Origin of the sequence: Caldanaerobacter subterraneus subsp. tengcongensis MB4 (assembly GCF_000007085.1) — a bacterium.
GTDB lineage: Bacteria > Bacillota > Thermoanaerobacteria > Thermoanaerobacterales > Thermoanaerobacteraceae > Thermoanaerobacter > Thermoanaerobacter subterraneus.
Genome location: NC_003869.1, coordinates 1,357,774 through 1,375,432, shown reverse-complemented (window position 1 = coordinate 1,375,432; position 17,659 = coordinate 1,357,774). Strand labels below are relative to the sequence as shown.

Annotated in this window: 18 protein-coding genes; all 18 read left to right on the top strand. The window is 37.8% G+C overall.

What is annotated here, in order from left to right; genetic code table 11:
- Window positions 1-7: 7 nt before the first annotated feature.
- The 18 genes from rbfA to TTE_RS06565 all read left to right on the top strand — a co-directional run bounded on the left by rbfA (window position 8) and on the right by TTE_RS06565 (window position 17,659).
- A complete protein-coding gene (gene rbfA / locus TTE_RS06650) occupies window positions 8-367 on the top strand; it encodes a 30S ribosome-binding factor RbfA (RefSeq protein ID WP_031314026.1) in 360 nt (119 codons plus the stop codon).
- A complete protein-coding gene (locus TTE_RS06645; RefSeq protein ID WP_009610673.1) occupies window positions 364-1,317 on the top strand; it encodes a DHH family phosphoesterase in 954 nt (317 codons plus the stop codon). Before rbfA ends, TTE_RS06645 begins: the two co-directional genes overlap by 4 nt.
- Window positions 1,314-2,171, top strand: coding sequence for a tRNA pseudouridine(55) synthase TruB (gene truB, locus TTE_RS06640; protein WP_009610688.1), 858 nt, complete (start codon window positions 1,314-1,316; stop codon window positions 2,169-2,171). Before TTE_RS06645 ends, truB begins: the two co-directional genes overlap by 4 nt.
- Before the next feature lie 13 nt (window positions 2,172-2,184).
- The gene (locus TTE_RS06635; protein WP_009610683.1) at window positions 2,185-3,135 is read left to right on the top strand and encodes a bifunctional riboflavin kinase/FAD synthetase; all 951 of its coding nucleotides are present in this window, start codon (window positions 2,185-2,187) and stop codon (window positions 3,133-3,135) included.
- Between the two features lie 91 nt (window positions 3,136-3,226).
- On the top strand, window positions 3,227-3,490 hold the full coding sequence (gene rpsO, locus TTE_RS06630) for a 30S ribosomal protein S15 (RefSeq protein WP_170270799.1): 264 nt from the start codon (window positions 3,227-3,229) through the stop codon (window positions 3,488-3,490).
- 64 nt (window positions 3,491-3,554) lie between these two features.
- Entirely contained in the window at window positions 3,555-5,678 is a 2,124-nt protein-coding gene (gene pnp, locus TTE_RS06625; protein ID WP_011025675.1) for a polyribonucleotide nucleotidyltransferase, read from the top strand.
- 104 nt (window positions 5,679-5,782) lie between these two features.
- Window positions 5,783-6,502, top strand: coding sequence for a polysaccharide deacetylase family protein (locus TTE_RS06620; RefSeq protein WP_011025674.1), 720 nt, complete (start codon window positions 5,783-5,785; stop codon window positions 6,500-6,502).
- 45 nt (window positions 6,503-6,547) lie between these two features.
- Window positions 6,548-7,804: a M16 family metallopeptidase gene (locus TTE_RS06615; RefSeq protein ID WP_009610676.1), complete on the top strand. Its 1,257-nt coding sequence runs from the start codon at window positions 6,548-6,550 to the stop codon at window positions 7,802-7,804.
- On the top strand, window positions 7,788-8,234 hold the full coding sequence (gene dut / locus TTE_RS06610) for a dUTP diphosphatase (RefSeq protein WP_011025672.1): 447 nt from the start codon (window positions 7,788-7,790) through the stop codon (window positions 8,232-8,234). The genes TTE_RS06615 and dut overlap by 17 nt, the downstream gene beginning before the upstream one ends.
- Before the next feature lie 14 nt (window positions 8,235-8,248).
- Complete coding sequence (locus tag TTE_RS06605) at window positions 8,249-8,500, top strand: YlmC/YmxH family sporulation protein (RefSeq protein WP_031314030.1); 252 nt, start codon at window positions 8,249-8,251, stop codon at window positions 8,498-8,500.
- 67 nt (window positions 8,501-8,567) lie between these two features.
- A complete protein-coding gene (gene dapG, locus TTE_RS06600; RefSeq protein WP_011025670.1) occupies window positions 8,568-9,764 on the top strand; it encodes an aspartate kinase in 1,197 nt (398 codons plus the stop codon).
- A 49-nt stretch (window positions 9,765-9,813) separates the two neighbouring features.
- Entirely contained in the window at window positions 9,814-10,530 is a 717-nt protein-coding gene (locus TTE_RS06595) for a ClpP family protease (protein WP_009610687.1), read from the top strand.
- Window positions 10,531-10,533: 3 nt separating this feature from the next.
- Window positions 10,534-10,740 (top strand): YlzJ-like family protein, encoded by a 207-nt coding sequence (locus TTE_RS06590; protein WP_011025668.1) that lies wholly within the window; start codon window positions 10,534-10,536, stop codon window positions 10,738-10,740.
- Window positions 10,741-10,857: 117 nt separating this feature from the next.
- The gene (locus tag TTE_RS06585) at window positions 10,858-12,381 is read left to right on the top strand and encodes an IS1182-like element ISTte1 family transposase (RefSeq protein ID WP_011025667.1); all 1,524 of its coding nucleotides are present in this window, start codon (window positions 10,858-10,860) and stop codon (window positions 12,379-12,381) included.
- Between the two features lie 51 nt (window positions 12,382-12,432).
- A complete protein-coding gene (locus tag TTE_RS06580) occupies window positions 12,433-14,562 on the top strand; it encodes an FtsK/SpoIIIE family DNA translocase (RefSeq protein WP_011025666.1) in 2,130 nt (709 codons plus the stop codon).
- Window positions 14,559-15,869 (top strand): 30S ribosomal protein S12 methylthiotransferase RimO, encoded by a 1,311-nt coding sequence (rimO, locus tag TTE_RS06575; protein ID WP_011025665.1) that lies wholly within the window; start codon window positions 14,559-14,561, stop codon window positions 15,867-15,869. Before TTE_RS06580 ends, rimO begins: the two co-directional genes overlap by 4 nt.
- Complete coding sequence (gene pgsA / locus TTE_RS06570; protein WP_009610685.1) at window positions 15,869-16,405, top strand: CDP-diacylglycerol--glycerol-3-phosphate 3-phosphatidyltransferase; 537 nt, start codon at window positions 15,869-15,871, stop codon at window positions 16,403-16,405. The genes rimO and pgsA overlap by 1 nt, the downstream gene beginning before the upstream one ends.
- Before the next feature lie 15 nt (window positions 16,406-16,420).
- Window positions 16,421-17,659: a competence/damage-inducible protein A gene (locus tag TTE_RS06565; RefSeq protein ID WP_009610686.1), complete on the top strand. Its 1,239-nt coding sequence runs from the start codon at window positions 16,421-16,423 to the stop codon at window positions 17,657-17,659.

Genomic DNA, 17,659 nt, shown 5'->3' with positions numbered 1-17,659 from the left:
GAGAAAAATGCAGTACAGAAGCCATAGGTTATCCGAGGAATTGAAAAAAGAGATAAGCAAAATGATATTGGAAGAAATAAAAGACCCGAGAATTAAAGCTATGGTCAGCATAACGGATATAGAAGTGACTAAAGATTTACGATATGCAAAAGTGTATGTAAGCATATATGGCAGTGAAGAAGAAAAGAGAGAAACTTTTGAAGGATTAAAAAGCGCAGCTGGATACATCAGGCACGAAATAGGCCGCAGAATAAAGATGAGATATACCCCGGAAATAATATTTGAACTGGATCACTCTATAGAATACGGCGCAAAAATTTCAGAAATTTTAAAAGAACTGAACAAACAAGAGGGTGATGACAATTGATACTGATAGACGTAGTTAACGAAATAAAAAAGGCAGAAAGCGTAATTCTCCTTACACATGTAGCACCTGATGGAGATGCTATAGGGTCTGTCACTGGAATGTACAAAGTCTTAAAAAAGATGGGCAAGGACGTATCTGCTTTTATAGACGACCAGCTGCCAGAGATGTACAGCTTCGTCCCAAATGTAGACAAGATATCCCGCCCTTTTGACAAAAAAGCAGACTTAGTGTTGATATTTGACTGTGCCGATGAAGAAAGGTTAGGGTCTTCAAAAGAATTCCTTGACAAAGGACCTATCACAGTCAATATTGACCATCATATTTCCAATACCCTTTACGCAAAGTTAAATTACGTAGACACAAACGCAGCTGCTACTGCCGAAATAGCTTATCAATTGGTGAAACTTCTCGGTATAGACTTTGATGAAGAGATAGCTACAAGTTTTTACACTGCTATTTTAACTGATACAGGTGGTTTTACTTATGAGAGCACCACTTCTATGACTCATCACATAGCAGGAGACTTGATAAACAATGGGGCAAGGTTTAGAGAAGTGGCAGAAAAAGTCTTTAATTCCCTCAAGTTCAACAAAGCGAAACTTTTAGGGAAAGCTTTAAACAGCCTTACTTTGTACAAAGATGGCCTGGTTTCATATATGGAGATTTTGAAAAAGGATTTTGAAGAGACAGGAACAGATTTATCTCATTTAGAAAACATAGTAAGCTATGGAAGAAACATTGAAGGAGTGGAAGTAGCAGTGCTCCTTGTAGAAAAAGAGGGTGAAGTGAAAGTAAGCTTAAGGTCAAAGGAAAGAGTAGATGTAAACAAAATCGCCAGCACTTTTGGAGGAGGAGGGCATGTAAGGGCCTCTGGCTGTACAATAGAGGGGACTATCGAAGAAGCAAAAGAGAAAATTCTTAAAGAAGTCTTTAAGGAGTTAGAAAAATGAGTGTGGACGGCGTTTTAAATGTGCTAAAACCTCCTGGCATGACTTCTCACGATGTGGTGGATTTTATAAGAAAAATTTACGGTATAAAGAAAGTGGGCCACACAGGAACTCTTGATCCAGATGCAGCTGGAGTTTTACCTGTATGCATGGGAAGAGCTACTAAGTTCACTTCTTACCTGATGGAACATGACAAAAGGTACAGATTTGAAATAACTTTTGGTTTTTCTACTGATACCCTAGATAAAAGTGGCAAAATCGTTGAAAGTGGCCCTGTTCCCTTATTTACTTTGGAAAAATTACAGGAAGTTTTAAGCCAGTTTAAAGGGGAAATACAACAGATACCACCCATTTATTCTGCAAAAAAAGTAAAAGGAAAGAAGCTCTATGAATATGCGAGAAAAGGCGAAGAAGTGGAAATTCCACCCATAAAAGTGACAGTTTATGAGTTAGAATTAATAAAATACGATGCTCCGCACCATCTGCTGTTAGATGTAAAGTGTTCCAAAGGCACTTATGTAAGAGCTCTTGTGAGAGATATATGCAAGAAACTTGAAGTTCCAGGCCACATGTCTTTTCTCATAAGGACAGAGGTCGGAGACTTTGACATTGAATCTTCATATACGCTGGAGGAGATAAAGGAGGGAAAGGCAGAAGTACAGCCCGTAGATAAGTTTATAAAATTTCCTTCCGTGGAACTTGATGAAGTTTCTTCCAATAAAATTTTAAATGGCCAATTTATCAGAAATACTTACAATGTTGAAAATTCTTTAGTAAAGTTGTATGATAATCATGGAATTTTTATAGGAATTGGAGTGGCAGAAGGGGAAAAAATACGACCAAAAAGACTTTTCTAAGGGGGAAAGAATTTTGATAATACTTGACGAAACCAATTTCTCAGCTAATCTAGAAGAAAAAGTGATAGCTCTTGGAAATTTTGATGGAGTACACATTGGCCATCAAAAGCTCATTGAGGATGCAGTTTCCATAGCCAGAGATAAAAAACTTAAAAGCGCTGTATTCACTTTCAAACAGCATACTTCTAAAATCTTAGAACCTGACAAAGCTCCTGAACTAATTACTACTTTGTCACAAAAGATAGAAGTTTTAAAGTCATTTTCGCTGGACTACGGGATTTTTTTTGATTTTACAAAAGAACTTTCCCTCCTCTCTCCTGAAAGGTTTATAAAAGATATTCTAGTGGATAGTTTAAAAATGAAAGTAGCTGTGGTAGGCCCTAACTACCGCTTTGGGCATAAAGGCTTAGGAGATGTAGAAATGCTCAAGAAGTATTCTTTTATTTGTTCTTATGAGGTACATGTAGTGCCTAAAGTGACTTATGGAGGGATTACAGTTAGCAGCAGCCTCATAAGGGAGCTTATAAAGGAAGGGAATATTGAAAAGGCCAATGTGCTTTTAAACCGCTATTTTTCAATTGAAGGGAAAATTGTAAAAGGAAAGGGAATGGGAAGAATTTTGGGATTCCCTACAGCTAACGTAGAAGTCCCTGAAGAAGTGGTCTTGCCAAAAAGAGGGGTATATGTCACAAGAGCAAAAATAAAAGGAAATAATTTTATTTCTGTGACAAATGTCGGATTTAAGCCGACTTTCGGCGAAACAAGATTATCAGTTGAAACTCATATTCTCGATTTCGAAGGATATATCTATGGGGAAGGTATAGAAATTGAGTTTATAAAAAGGATAAGAGATGAGATTAAATTTGAAAGTCTACAGGCCTTAAAAGAGCAAGTCCTTAAAGATATAGAATATGCAAAAAGCTTTAAAAATATTTTACAACAAAAACATTATGTGATAAAATAAAATAGCGAATTTACCTTATGCTCAGATTATCCGCACCTCCGGCGGTATTCTGTGCATAGGGCGTATTCTAGAAAATGGAGGTGAGAACGTGCTGGACAAAGAAAAGAAAGCAGAAATAATCAATAAATTCAAGCTGCATGAGACAGATACTGGTTCACCCGAGGTTCAGATTGCCCTTTTGACGGAGAGAATAAACAGGTTGACAGAGCATCTTCAGGTGCACAAAAAGGACCACCATTCAAGAAGAGGTCTTCTTAAAATGGTAGGCCAGAGAAGGGCGCTCTTAAACTACCTGATGAAGAAAGACATAAACAGGTACCGCGCTATAATTGAAAAATTAGACCTCAGAAAATAGAGCGACTTTTTCGCTCTATTTTCTGATAAAAATTTACAAATGAAAGGAGGAAAATGAGGAAGGTATGGAAGAACGAACTTTTGAAATGGAACTAGCAGGCAGGAAGCTTGTAGTCCAGACCGGGAAAGTGGCACAGCAGGCCAATGGAGCAGCATGGGTGAAATACGGCGATACAGTTGTGCTGGTTACTGCCTGTGCTTCAAAAGAGCCGAGAGAAGGAATTGACTTTTTCCCCTTGACGGTTGAATACGAAGAGAGATTGTATTCCATTGGGAAAATTCCCGGCGGTTTTATCAAAAGAGAGGGGAAGCCCAGCGAAAAAGCTATTTTATCAGCTCGGTTAATAGATAGACCTATAAGGCCTCTATTCCCAGAAGGATACAGAAATGACGTGCAGGTCATAGCTACTGTGTTATCAGTGGACCCTGATGCGCAGCCAGAAATTGTAGCTATGATAGGTTCTTCTGTTGCGCTCTCTATATCCGACATACCCTTTAACGGCCCCACAGGTTCTGTGGCAGTAGGCCTGGTGGACGGAAAGTTTGTCATAAATCCCACCTATGAGCAGAGAGAAAAGAGCTTAATGCACTTAGTAGTTTCTGGAACAAAAGATGCAATTGTAATGGTGGAAGCTGGAGCGAAAGAAGTGCCTGAGGAGACAATACTTGATGCGATAGTGTATGCTCATCAATATATAAAACAGATTGTAGAATTTATAGAAGGGATTGTAAAAGAAGTAGGAGTTCCTAAGGCAGAAGTCGTACTGCACGAAATTGACAAGGAGCTGGAGGAAAAAGTAAGAGCATATGCTACAGAGAAAATATATAACGCTTTAAGAACTCCTGAAAAGAAAGAGAGAAATGACAACTTAGACAAGGTAGAACAGGAAGTACTTGAGCACTTTAAAGATGAGTACCCCGATAATCTAGCAGATATTGACGAAGTCCTCTACAAAATAATGAAAGAACAGATGAGAAAGATGATAAAGGAAGAAAAGATAAGGGTAGATGGAAGAGGGCTTGACGATATAAGGCCGATATGGTGCGAAGTAGGAGTACTGCCAAGAACTCACGGTTCTGCTATTTTTACAAGAGGACAAACTCAAGTGCTCACAGTAGCTACTCTTGGAGCAATAGGTGATATACAGATTTTAGAAGGAATTGGAGATGAAGAATTCAAGCGTTACATGCACCATTACAACTTCCCACCCTATAGTGTAGGAGAAGTAAGGCCACTGAGAGGCCCTGGAAGAAGGGAAATTGGACACGGAGCCTTGGCAGAAAGGGCACTAGAACCAGTAATTCCTTCTGAAGAAGAATTCCCATACACAATACGCTTAGTGTCTGAAGTATTGAGCTCTAACGGTTCTACATCACAGGCGAGTGTGTGCGGAAGCACTTTGGCTTTGATGGACGCGGGAGTGCCAATCAAAGCACCGGTTGCTGGAATTGCAATGGGACTCATAAAAGAAGAAGATGAAGTACTAATTCTGACTGATATACAGGGAATTGAGGACTTCCTCGGAGACATGGACTTTAAAGTAGCTGGAACAGAAAAAGGCGTAACTGCTATTCAGATGGATATCAAAATACCTGGCATTGATAGAGATATCCTGCAAATGGCTTTGGAAAAGGCAAGGAAGGCGAGACTATACGTGCTCCAAAAGATGCTGGAAGTCATAAAAGAACCGAGGAAAGAACTCTCCAAGTATGCTCCTAGAGTAGTGAGAATGGTAGTCAACCCTGAAAAGATAAGAGATATCATAGGCCCTGCAGGAAAGACTATCACAAAGATCATATCTGAGACAGGTGTCAAAATCGACATAGAAGAAGACGGTCGACTGTATATAACAGCTCCTAACCTTGAGGCCGGCGAAAGAGCTAAACAGATGATTGAAGCTATAACAAAGGACATAGAAGTTGGGGGAATCTATTTAGGAAAAGTGTTGAGAATCGCGCCTTTTGGAGCTTTTGTAGAGATCGCCCCAGGTAAAGAAGGATTAGTTCACATTTCTAACTTGTCCAAAAAGAGAGTCCGCCGGGTAGAAGACGTAGTAAAAGTGGGAGACAATATATTGGTTAAGGTAACAGAAATTGACAAACTCGGAAGAATTGTATTGTCTCGCAAAGACGCTATGCCTGATGAAGAAGAAAGTGATAACAGGAAAAGTGATAATAGAAAAAAGTAAAGGCATAAACCGCCCCCACGGTTTATGTTTTTTATTTTTTAGTAATATAAACGCCGCCTGGCTGAATAAAATTAGAATGAGAATACCAGACAGGTGGTGTTATAATGAAAATCTTTTATATAAAATACCCTAGCAAGAAAACTGTATGGCTTCTTGCAATTGCGGCTTTGCTCGCATTGATACTTTTAATTTTCGCTCTCATGAAAACTGTCTCTGTATTTAACACCAATGAGCCCATATACAGAGGCGATACAAAAGAAAAGAAAATAGCTTTTGCCTGCAATGTAGCGTGGGGAGATGAGTACATACCCAAAATGCTGGATATTTTTGAAAAAAACGATGTACATATAACATTTTTTTTTGAAGGAAAATGGGCAGAGAAAAATCCTGATGTAGTAAAGGAAATTTATAAAAAAGGGCATGAAATAGGAAGCCACGGTTATTCTCACATCAAGTATACTAGTTTGTCAAAAGAGGATTGTGAAAAGGATATAAAAAAGAGCGAAGAAGCTTTGGAGAAAATAACTGGGGAAAAGCCTACTCTCTTTGCACCCCCTTATGGCGACTTCAACGAACAAGTAGTGAAAATTGCGGAAGAACTGGGATACAAAGTGATTTTATGGAGTTTAGATACCATAGACTGGAGCAATCCATCTCCACAAACCATTGTAGAAAGGGTAATGAATAAGTGCCACAATGGAGCTATTGTGCTCATGCATCCTACAAAAAACACTGTGGAAGCACTTCCTGAAATAATAAAACAGTTGAAAGAAAAGGGTTTTAAAATAACTAAAGTTTCAGAGGTGATTGTAGACAAAAAATAAATTTGCTATAATAATAGTAAATTTTTTAAGACAGAGGGGATGAAGTTGTATCAACAGAAGATGATAGCTGGAGTGAAAGTTGCAAGTTGCAAAATACCTTATGCTCATTCAGTTTACGTAGGTATTTGGATAAAAGCAGGCTCAATGTACGAAACCAAAAACATAAATGGTATATCTCACTTTATAGAACACCTTGTGTTTAAAGGGTCTAACTTGCGAAGCGCAAGGCAGATAGCTGAAGAGATGGACAGCATAGGTGGACAGCTAAACGGCTTTACTGAAAAAGAAGACACTTGCTTTTATATAAAAGTTTTAAATAGCCATATAAAAAAAGGCATTGACATTCTCTTTGACATGGTTTTTAATCCTGCGTTTTGCGAAGAAGACATTTATAAAGAAAAACAGGTGGTCTTTGAAGAAATATTGACAGAACTTGATTCACCTGAAGACGTAGCTTACAACCTGCTTGCCAAAACAGCCTGGAGAGGACATTCTCTATCCCTGCCCGTGCTGGGAACATTTACTACAATTAAGAATTTGAGCAAAAACCATATACTAGAATACTATGAGAGGCACTACACTAAAGACAACATAGTAGTATCTATAGCGGGAAATTTTGACGATGAAATATTTGAAGTGTTGGAAGGCTATCTTTCAAAAATTAAGCCAACTACTTCTAATTTTTCTCTTATCCCTCCCTTATGGCACAAAGATGTCTCTCTTTACGAAAAAGATTTTGAGCAGGTTAACCTCTGCATCGGCCTCCCTGGAATACCCTATGATTTAAAGAAGGTATATGCTCTTGCAATTGCAAACAATGCTTTTGGTGGGGGCATGAGTTCAAGACTTTTTCAAAAAATAAGAGAAGACAAGGGCTTAGTCTATTCCATCTATTCATACCCTGCAACTTATCCGACCGGAGGAATGTTTACAATTTTTGCAAGTATGACTCCGAGCAATTTTAGAAAAGTCTATGACTTGATAATAAAAGAAATTGAAGAAATTTCAAAAAAAGGCCTTACTAAAGAGGAATTTGACAAGTTTAAAGAACAACTCAAAATAAATATCTTGATGGACCAAGACAGCATAAGCACCAGAATGAGCAGTATAGGAAAATCCCTTCTACTTTTTGATAAAGTGCATCTTATTGAGGATGTTTTGAAGATAGTGGAGGAAATATCTTTTGAGGAAGTAAACCAGCTGGCAAAAGAGATAATAAGGCCAGAAGAAATGACTGTATCTGTCGTGGGTAAACTTAATAAAAAAGATAAAAGGTGGTTGGAAAATGTCAATAGTGCTTAAGATAAAGAGAACAGAAGATGCAAAAGATTTACCTTTACCCGCTTATATGAGCGAAGGAGCTGCGGGAATGGACTTATACGCCAATGTAAAGGGTGAGGTAACTATCAATCCAGGTGAAGTAGAACTCATACCTACAGGAATACAGATTGAACTTCCTCCGAATTATGAAGCGCAGATAAGGCCTAGAAGCGGTCTGGCCTTAAATTACGGTATAACCTTATTAAACACTCCGGGAACTGTGGATTCTGATTACAGAGGAGAAATTAAACTGATTGTCATAAACCTCGGTAAACAGCCTGTCACAATTAAAAGAGGTCAAAGAATTGCTCAAATGGTGATAAACCAAGTAGTAAGGCCTAAAATAATAGAAGTAGAAGAACTTTCAGAGACAGAGAGGATGGACAGAGGATTTGGCCATACAGGGGTATAAGGGGGGGAATGTCTGTGAGACTGAGTGAGTTTGGTAGTAAAGAGATTGTAAATATTGTAGACGGCAAGCGCTGGGGCTTGGTGGAAGATTCCGATTTGATAATCGATGAAGATACGGGGAAAATTCATTCAATAGTGCTTTACGAGCCAGGAGGATTTTTTAGAGGAAGGGGAAATTATATAGAAATTCCCTGGGACGCTATAAAGAGAATAGGGGATGACATGATCATAGTTGAGTTCGAAGGGAAGCCAAGAAAATTTTATTAAAGTACTTTTCTTTGGTGCCGTAGTAAAGTATAATAGTAACTGATACTAAAAAAGAAAGGATGAGACTGTGAAAATATTGGTGCAAAAGTTTGGAGGAACATCTGTGTCTTCAGAAGAAAAAAGAGAGAAAGCTGTTTCAAAAGTAATAGAAGCAGTAAAAAATGGCTATAACGTGGTAGTAGTAGTGTCTGCTATGGGGAGAAACGGCGACCCTTATGCCACAGATACTTTAATAAACATGGCAAAATCAATTTACAGTGATATTCCAAAAAGAGAACTTGACTTAATAATGAACTGCGGTGAAATAATATCTAGTGTGCTTTTCGCTGCAACTCTGTCCAATAAAGGATATAAAGCAAAAGCTTTGACAGGAGGACAAGCTGGAATCATAACGGACGATAATTTTGGAAATGCAGAGGTCATAAATGTAGATCCTTCTAGAATTTTAGAAGTTTTAAGAGAAGGAATAATCCCTGTAGTAGCAGGCTTTCAAGGAATCACGCAAAAAGGAGAGCTCACTACATTGGGGCGCGGTGGAAGTGACACTACAGCAGCGCTTTTAGGAGTGGCTTTAAAAGCAGAAGCTGTAGAGATATACACTGATGTAGATGGGATAATGACAGCAGACCCAAGAATTGTATCAACTGCTCATATCATAGATAAAATAAGCTACAATGAAGTTTTTCAATTCGCTGAACAAGGGGCAAAAGTAGTCCACCCGCGAGCTGTGGAAATAGCCATGAGGGGAAATATCCCTTTAATTATAAAAAATACTATGTCAGACAGCGGCGGGACTATCATAACTAATTACAGTGATGCCTACGACAGCATATATGAAGTAGACAAATTGGTAACGGGCATTGCCAATATGAACAACAGGGTCCAGATTACAATTGAAAGTACAGAAAATGTCCAGGATATATTTGAGAAGATAGGAGAAGAAAAAATTAGCATCGACTTGATAAGCATATTCCCTGACAAACAGGTGTTTACTATATCTGAAGCTGATTTTGAAAAACTTAGAAGGCTTTTTGAAAAATACGGGGTGAAATACTCCTACAGGACAAATTGCGCAAAAGTTTCTATCATAGGCAACAGAATAAGAGGAGTGCCAGGTGTCATGGCTAGAGTCATCAAAGCATTATCTAAGCGCAATATTGAAATATATCAGACAGCAGACTCACACAATACCATCTCTTGTCTGGTAAGTCAGGATAAGGTAGAAGAGGCCATAAGAGTTCTCCACGACGAATTTAGCCTGTAAATATGCATACTCTCCTTCTTTTTTTTTTATACTAATATCTAGGAGAGTGATGCAGATGAAATTTGTAAACGAGGAAGGAACAGAACAACCACAAGCCCTTCCACCAGTGCAGGAGAATATAAAAAACCTAGGTCAGACTAATCTACCTAATTTTGAGAGCAATATTCACTGCCTAACTATAATAGGACAGATAGAGGGACACATGATTTTACCTCCTCAAAACAAGACTACCAAATACGAACACATAATTCCCCAGCTAGTGGCAATAGAAGAAAACCCTAGTATAAAAGGGGTTCTTGTACTTTTGAACACTGTGGGAGGAGATGTTGAAGCAGGACTGGCTATAGCAGAAATGATTGCAAGCCTTTCCAAACCTACAGTTTCAATCGTCCTAGGAGGAGGACACAGCATAGGAGTTCCTCTGGCTGTTTCTGCAAATTACTCCTACATAGTTCCAAGTGCTACCATGACAATCCACCCCATAAGGATGACAGGACTTGTAGTAGGGGTCCCTCAAACTTTTGATTACTTTAACAAAATGCAGGACAGAATAGTGGAATTCATTGTGAGAAATTCAAAAATAAAAAGAGAAACTTTTATGAGTTTAATGCTAAAAACAGGAGAACTCGCCAATGACATTGGGACAATCCTCGTAGGTAAAGAAGCTGTCGATTATGGCTTAATAGACGAAATTGGGGGCATAAAAGAAGCTTTGAAAAAGCTTCACAAACTGATTGAAGAAAGAGAAAAGAAAGGGGATAATTAAAAGATGCTGTACACTATAATCCCCTATGAATTAATTTTTGAAAAAAGAGAGGATGTACCAGTAAGTTATATTGAACTAAAAATGGGTAACAAACAGCTTTTAGTGGAAAGAGTTTCAGAAGGCAAATACCTCATACGGCAGATGTACTCTACCAATCCTTTTGATTACCTTGATAAAAATTATTCGCCAGGAAGTATCATAACCTTATAGATGAGTTTTTACATGCTCATCTATCAGACTGTTGACAAAATATCGGGAACCCGTTATTATGAGAAGGGTTCCTTGTTTTTTTAACGGTACAAAGCAAAAGAGGAGAGGAGAAGAAAGATGTTATCAAAGAAAGAGGATGCAAGACATCAAATAGAATTTGTAAGCATAGATCAATTAGTACCACAAGACCACCTTTTAAGAAAGATAGAAAAAGTCATAGACTTTAGCTTCATATACGATTTAGTAAAAGACAAATATTCCGAGGGTCACGGCAGACCAAGCATAGACCCAGTAGTACTCATAAAAATACTTTTCATTCAATATCTTTTTGGCATACCATCGATGAGGAGGACAATAGCAGAAATAAAAACAAATGTAGCGTATAGATGGTTTTTAGGGTATGGGCTGACAGAAGAAATACCTCATTTTTCAACATTTAGTCAGAACTACATAAGAAGATTCAAAGGGACAGACATATTTGAGAAAATATTTACGAAGATTTTAGAAGAAGCAATAAAACATGGGCTAGTAAATGCAGAGGAAGTATTCATAGATTCAACCCATGTAAAAGCAAGTGCCAACAAGAAGAAATACACCAAAGAAATAGTAGAACAAGAAGCCAGGACTTATCAAGAAAAACTAGAAGAAGAAATAAACAAAGATAGAGAAGCTCATGGCAAAAAGCCATTAAAGAAAATCAAGAAGATAAAGACGAAAGAAGTGAAAGTAAGCAAAACAGACCCAGATAGCGGAATGTTAAACAAAAACGGAAAAGAAAAAATCTTTGCATATTCTTTTCATACAGCCTGCGATAAAAATGGATTTGTATTAGGAGTAAAAGTAACAGCAGCAAATGTACACGACAGTGTGATGTTTCAAGAAGTATTAGAAGAAGTTGAAAAGAGGGTAAGAAAACCGAAAGCAATAGCAGTAGATGCAGGCTATAAAAATCCGTACATATTAAAGACAATATTTGATAGACAAATAATACCAGCAGTACCATACACAAGGCCAAAAACAAAAGATGGTTTCATGAAAAAACATGAATTTGTTTATGATGAATACTATGACTGTTACATATGCCCGCAGAATGAAATATTAACATATGTTACAACCAACAGAGAAGGATATAGAGAATACAAATCAAACCCAGAAAAATGTAAAAACTGTCCTCTAAGAGAAAAGTGTACCCAAAGTAAAGACTACACAAAGAGGATATTCAGGCACATATGGGAAGGATATGTAGAAGAAGCAGAACACCTAAGGCATACACCTTACTGTAAAGAAGTATATGAGAGAAGGAAAGAGACAATAGAGAGAGTATTTGCAGATTTAAAGGAGAAGCATGGTTTGCGATGGACGACGTTAAGAGGGAAGGAAAAATTGTCCATGCAAGCGATGCTTGTTTTTGCTGCCATGAATTTAAAGAAAATGGCCTTATGGTTATGGAGGAAGGGCAAAGGGCCCTTTGACATTTCAAAACTTTATCCATTATTTGGAGTTTTAAAGAAAATTTTATCCAGATATATACAGCCCCTGCTTTCGGTACTAAGAAAACAGGGGCTAAAATTTTGCTTTGTCAACAAACTGATAGATGAGTTTTTACATGCTCATCTATTTTTTTGTTGCTATTTTGTATAATTAATACTAAAATTTTTATAGGGAGAGAAATTGCTAGTTAGGTGATAAGAGATGATAGATAAAAAGCAAAAGCCGGTGAAAGAAGAAATTGTGGGAATAATTTTTCTAGCCTTTACTCTTATTTCTTTTTTAAGCCTCTATACTGACTCAACAGGAATAATTGGCAAACACATAGGAATTTTTTTAAAAGGCTTTTTCGGGACAGGTTCCTATGTAATCTCTGCCCTGCTTTTGGTATTTGCCTTGATGTTTTTATTTACAAACAAAAACTTTATAAAGCTTCATCGTTCGATGGCTCTTTTAGGGTTATTCCTCATGTTTATAAGTTTAAATCAACTGTACTATTTTCCTGTGCTGACTGATTTTAAGGACTATCTTTCTGTAGCATATATAAGTGGAATTAACAACACAGGCGGAGGAATAATCGGCAGCCTGATAGTGTATTTTCTTGTTAAAATGGTAGGCATAATTGGAAGCTATATATTATTAATATCCTTTACTGCCATTTTTATAGTCCTCATAACAGATATTTCTCTTGTCAGTTTGATAAAGAGCTCTTATGACAAGTTAAAAGACCGCAAGAAGGTTTCAGCAAAAAACAAACTTCAAGACAAAATGGCAGAAAAAAAGGCAGAAGAGGTAGAATCTACTGAAGAATTAGTTGAAGTCGAGAAGAAGGAAAGAATTGATGTTCCAATTGAGATAGTAGAACAAGTTGAAGAGGAAAGAAAAGTTTACGAAAAAGCTTTTTTAGAAAAGGAAGAAGGGGAATACACGCCTCCCCCCATTACTCTTTTAAAGGAGGCAATTCCTTCTCCTAAAATAAAGAACGAGGTACTTTTAGAAAAAGCTAAAAAGATAGAGGAGACCTTAAGAAACTTCGGCATAGAAGCTAAAGTAGTTCAGGTAACCAAAGGACCTGCTATCACCCGCTTTGAACTTCAGCCCAGCGCAGGAGTTAAAGTAAGCCGAATTGTGAGTTTGACAGATGACTTGGCCTTAAGCCTAGCTGCTCCTTCTGTAAGAATAGAAGCTCCTATACCTGGCAAGTCTGCAATTGGAATAGAAGTTCCAAATGAAAAGATAACTCCTGTATATCTAAGAGAAGTAATTGACAGCAAAAAGTTCAGAAGCTTTAAATCAGAACTTGCCATCGGCTTAGGAAAGGATATTGCCGGCAATATCGTGATAGCCGACCTTGCCAAGATGCCCCATCTTTTAATTGCAGGAGCAACTGGCTCAGGTAAGAGTGTTTGCATAAATTCTCTGATAGTGAGTCTTCTTTACAAAGCTTCTCCTAAACAAGTTAAAATGATACTAATTGACCCAAAGGTAGTAGAACTTAATATCTATAATGGCATACCTCATCTTTTAACTCCTGTAGTTACAGACCCTAAAAAAGCAGCAGGGGTTTTGAACTGGGCAGTGCAGGAGATGATAAGGAGGTACAGTCTTTTTGCAGACCACGGAGTGAGAGATATAGAGAGCTACAATGAAAAGTACAAAGAAGAAAGGCTATATAAAATAGTCATAATCATAGATGAGCTCTCAGACTTGATGATGGTATCTCCTGCCGAGGTTGAAGAGTATATATTTAGACTCGCTCAAATGGCAAGAGCTGCTGGAATACACTTGGTCATTGCTACTCAGAGGCCCTCTGTTGATGTCATAACAGGAGTAATAAAGGCAAACATTCCTTCTAGAATTTCCTTTGCTGTTTCATCACAGATTGACTCGAGGACTATTCTAGACATGACAGGGGCCGAAAAACTGCTGGGGAAAGGAGATATGCTTTTTGACCCTATCGGAGCTTCTAAACCTATAAGGGTACAGGGAGCTTTCATCTCGGAAGAGGAAGTAGAAGCAGTTGTGAACTTTTTGAAAGAAAACTATAGCTCTCATTATGAAGAAATAAAAGTTGAAGAAAAAACAAATGGGAAAAATCTCGATGAAGAAGAGGACGAACTCTTGGAAGATGCAGTCTCTGTAATCTTGGAGACAGGTCAAGCTTCTATTTCCCTCCTCCAGAGAAAGTTAAGAATAGGATACGCTAGAGCTGCAAGAATTATAGACCAGCTTGAGCAAAAAGGAATAATAAGCGGATACGACGGAGCAAAACCGAGGCAAATTATACTGCCCAGAGAAGAAATACAAAAGATTCTAGAAAGGAAGTCGGTATGAGAAACGTTGGAATTATCTCATTAGGGTGCCCGAAAAACAGCGTTGACTCAGAAAAAATGCTAGCTTTACTGAAAGAAAAGGGGTACAATATAGTAAATGATGAAAAAAAGGCTGATGTCATAATAATAAATACTTGTGCCTTTATTGAAGATGCCAAAAAAGAATCTATCGAATATATAATCCAAATGGGGGAGCTTAAGAAGAAGAGATTAAAATATCTAATTGCTACTGGATGCCTCTCTGAAAGGTACAATAAAGAACTTATAAAAGAATTGCCTGAATTAGACGCAGTTATAGGAACAGGAGATTTTACGCAAATTGTAGATGTGATTGAAGAAGTAAAAAAAGGAAAAAAAGTTTTAAAATATGGACATCCAGACCTTTTAAACGACGAAGGAATCCCACGAATTCTTACCACTCCCCCTTATTACGCTTATTTGAAGATTGCAGAAGGCTGCAGCAACGCCTGCTCTTTCTGCATAATTCCCAAACTAAGGGGAAAATACAAGAGCCGAAAAATGGAAAATATTATTGAAGAGGCTCAAGAACTTGCTAGAAAAGGTGTTAAAGAGCTTATCATCATTGCACAGGATACAACAAAATATGGCATTGACCTTTACAAAAAGTTAATGCTTCCTCAACTTTTAAGAGAATTATCTAAAATAGAAGAACTAAAATGGATTAGATTGCTTTATGCCTATCCTGATAGCGTGACTGATGAATTGATAGAAGAGATAAAAAACAATCAAAAGATAGTAAAATATATAGACATCCCTTTGCAGCACTCTAGTGAATCTGTATTAAAAAGAATGAACAGAGGTACAACAAGGCGTAAAATAGAAGAAGTCATATCAAAACTACGAAGTATACCAGGAATGGTTATGAGGACTACTTTTATGGTAGGATTTCCAGGAGAAACAGAGGAAGAGTTTGAAGACTTGAAAAACTTCATAAAGGAAAAAAGGTTTGAGAGAGTAGGAGTTTTTACTTACTCTAGAGAAGAAGGAACCAAGTCCTATTACATGAAGCCACAGATAAGAAAAAAGGTTAAGTTAAAGCGACAAGAAGAACTTATGGAAATTCAAAAGCAAATTTCCTACGAATTCAATATGTCAAAAATAGGAACTAAGTTAGAGGTTTTAATTGAGGGATTTGAAGATGGGGTGTATTACGGAAGAAGTTACATGGATGCTCCAGAGATTGACGGTCTTGTATATGTGAGAAGCGACAAAAAACTCTTTCCAGGCGATTTTGTTACAGTAACAGTAGTAGATGCGTTTGAATACGACCTTGTGGGGGAATATTGATGAACCTAGCTAATAAACTGACTATGTCGCGACTTTTTTTAATACCCGTCTTTATGGTATTTATGCTGGTAAAAATTCCGTATGGAGATTTCATAGCTGCTTCTATTTTTGCCATTGGGGCTTTAACTGACAAGTTGGACGGGTATATTGCAAGAAAATATAAACAAATAACAAACTTTGGCAAATTTATGGACCCTTTGGTTGACAAAATAATGGTCACTTCTGCTCTAATTGCCTTAGTTCAGATGGGAAGGATTGAAAGCTGGATAGTCATAGTCATAATTGCAAGAGAGTTTCTAATCACTGGCATAAGGACAGTCGCTGCAGACAAAGGAATTGTAATAGCAGCAAGTAACTACGGAAAATACAAGACGACTTCTCAGATGATTGCAGTTATCGCTTTGATGCTGAACAATTATCCTTTTAGCCTTGTCAACTTCCCATTTGACAAGATAATGGTGTATATAGCGCTAATTTTGACAATTTACTCGGGTGTGGACTACATTGTAAAATCAAAAGACCTTTTTAAGGATTGAAAAAGAGGTGTTTGTATGAGAGGAGAAATAATTTCTGTAGGCACAGAGCTTTTATTAGGGCAAATTGTAAATACAAATGCCAAGTATCTATCTGAAAGACTTGCCCTTTTGGGAATTGACATTTATTTTCACACAAACGTAGGGGACAATGAGGAGAGGCTCAAGCAGTGCCTTAAAATCGCCTATGAGAGGTCAGAGTTGATAATAACCACAGGAGGGCTAGGTCCCACTGTAGACGATATAACAAAAGAAACAATTGCTTCATTTTTAAATCTTCCTCTTGTAGAAAGTGAGGAAGCAAAGCAAGAGATAATCAACTTTTTTGAAAGGATAGGACAGAAGCCGACAGAAAACAATTTTAAGCAAGCTCTTTTCCCTGCAGGTTCAAAAATCCTTCCAAACAAGAATGGAACTGCTCCCGGCTTTATACTTGAAAAAGAAGGAAAAATCTTTGTGGTCCTTCCAGGACCTCCTTCCGAACTCATACCGATGTTCGAGGAACACGTCTATCCTTACCTAAAAAGATTTACCAGTGAAACAATAAAGTCGCGAGTTTTAAAGATATTTGGTTTAGGGGAATCAAAAGTGGAGGAAATGGTAAGACCCCTACTTCAAGGAAGTAACCCGACTGTGGCACCTCTTGTAGGAGATGGATATGTGACTTTGAGGATAACCGCAAAAGGAAAAGAAGAAGAGGTTTATGAGATGATAAGCCAAGTAGAGAAAAAAATAAGGGAGATTTTAGGGGAGTATATTTATGCTGTAGACGATGAAGAGATGGAAGAGATAGTGATTAAGTTACTTCAAAAGAGGGGATTTACTCTGGCTACCGCAGAGTCCTGCACAGGAGGACTTCTGGCGAAAAAGATAACAGATGTACCTGGGGCTTCAAAAGTCTTCAATCTAGGAGTTGTGACATACAGCAATGAAGCAAAAGAAAAGGTGCTGGGAGTGAAAAAAAGCACATTAGATGCCCACGGCGCAGTAAGCCCTGAAACAGCAAAAGAAATGGCTGAAAATGTAAGAGTATTAGCGAAGTCCGATTTGGGCCTTTCTACCACGGGCATAGCAGGGCCCTCAGGAGGTAGCCCTGAGAAACCTGTAGGACTTGTATATGTGGGATTTGCAACTCCGGAAAAAACTTATGTCAAAAAATTAATGTTAAGCGGTAACAGAGACAGAATACGTACAAGGTCAATGCTTCACGCGTTTGACATGGTGAGGAGGTACCTTGAAGGAAGGCAAATTGATTAG

Excerpts from the sequence above, each read along its gene's own strand:
- rbfA (WP_031314026.1), top strand. The coding sequence starts at position 8 with ATGCAGTACAGAAGCCATAGGTTATCCGAGGAATTGAAAAAAGAGATA.
- truB (WP_009610688.1), top strand. The coding sequence starts at position 1,314 with ATGAGTGTGGACGGCGTTTTAAATGTGCTAAAACCTCCTGGCATGACT.
- pnp (WP_011025675.1), top strand. The coding sequence starts at position 3,555 with ATGGAAGAACGAACTTTTGAAATGGAACTAGCAGGCAGGAAGCTTGTA.
- TTE_RS06620 (WP_011025674.1), top strand. The coding sequence starts at position 5,783 with ATGAAAATCTTTTATATAAAATACCCTAGCAAGAAAACTGTATGGCTT.
- dut (WP_011025672.1), top strand. The coding sequence starts at position 7,788 with ATGTCAATAGTGCTTAAGATAAAGAGAACAGAAGATGCAAAAGATTTA.
- TTE_RS06595 (WP_009610687.1), top strand. The coding sequence starts at position 9,814 with ATGCAGATGAAATTTGTAAACGAGGAAGGAACAGAACAACCACAAGCC.
- TTE_RS06590 (WP_011025668.1), top strand. The coding sequence starts at position 10,534 with ATGCTGTACACTATAATCCCCTATGAATTAATTTTTGAAAAAAGAGAG.
- TTE_RS06585 (WP_011025667.1), top strand. The coding sequence starts at position 10,858 with ATGTTATCAAAGAAAGAGGATGCAAGACATCAAATAGAATTTGTAAGC.
- TTE_RS06580 (WP_011025666.1), top strand. The coding sequence starts at position 12,433 with ATGATAGATAAAAAGCAAAAGCCGGTGAAAGAAGAAATTGTGGGAATA.
- rimO (WP_011025665.1), top strand. The coding sequence starts at position 14,559 with ATGAGAAACGTTGGAATTATCTCATTAGGGTGCCCGAAAAACAGCGTT.
- pgsA (WP_009610685.1), top strand. The coding sequence starts at position 15,869 with ATGAACCTAGCTAATAAACTGACTATGTCGCGACTTTTTTTAATACCC.
- TTE_RS06565 (WP_009610686.1), top strand. The coding sequence starts at position 16,421 with ATGAGAGGAGAAATAATTTCTGTAGGCACAGAGCTTTTATTAGGGCAA.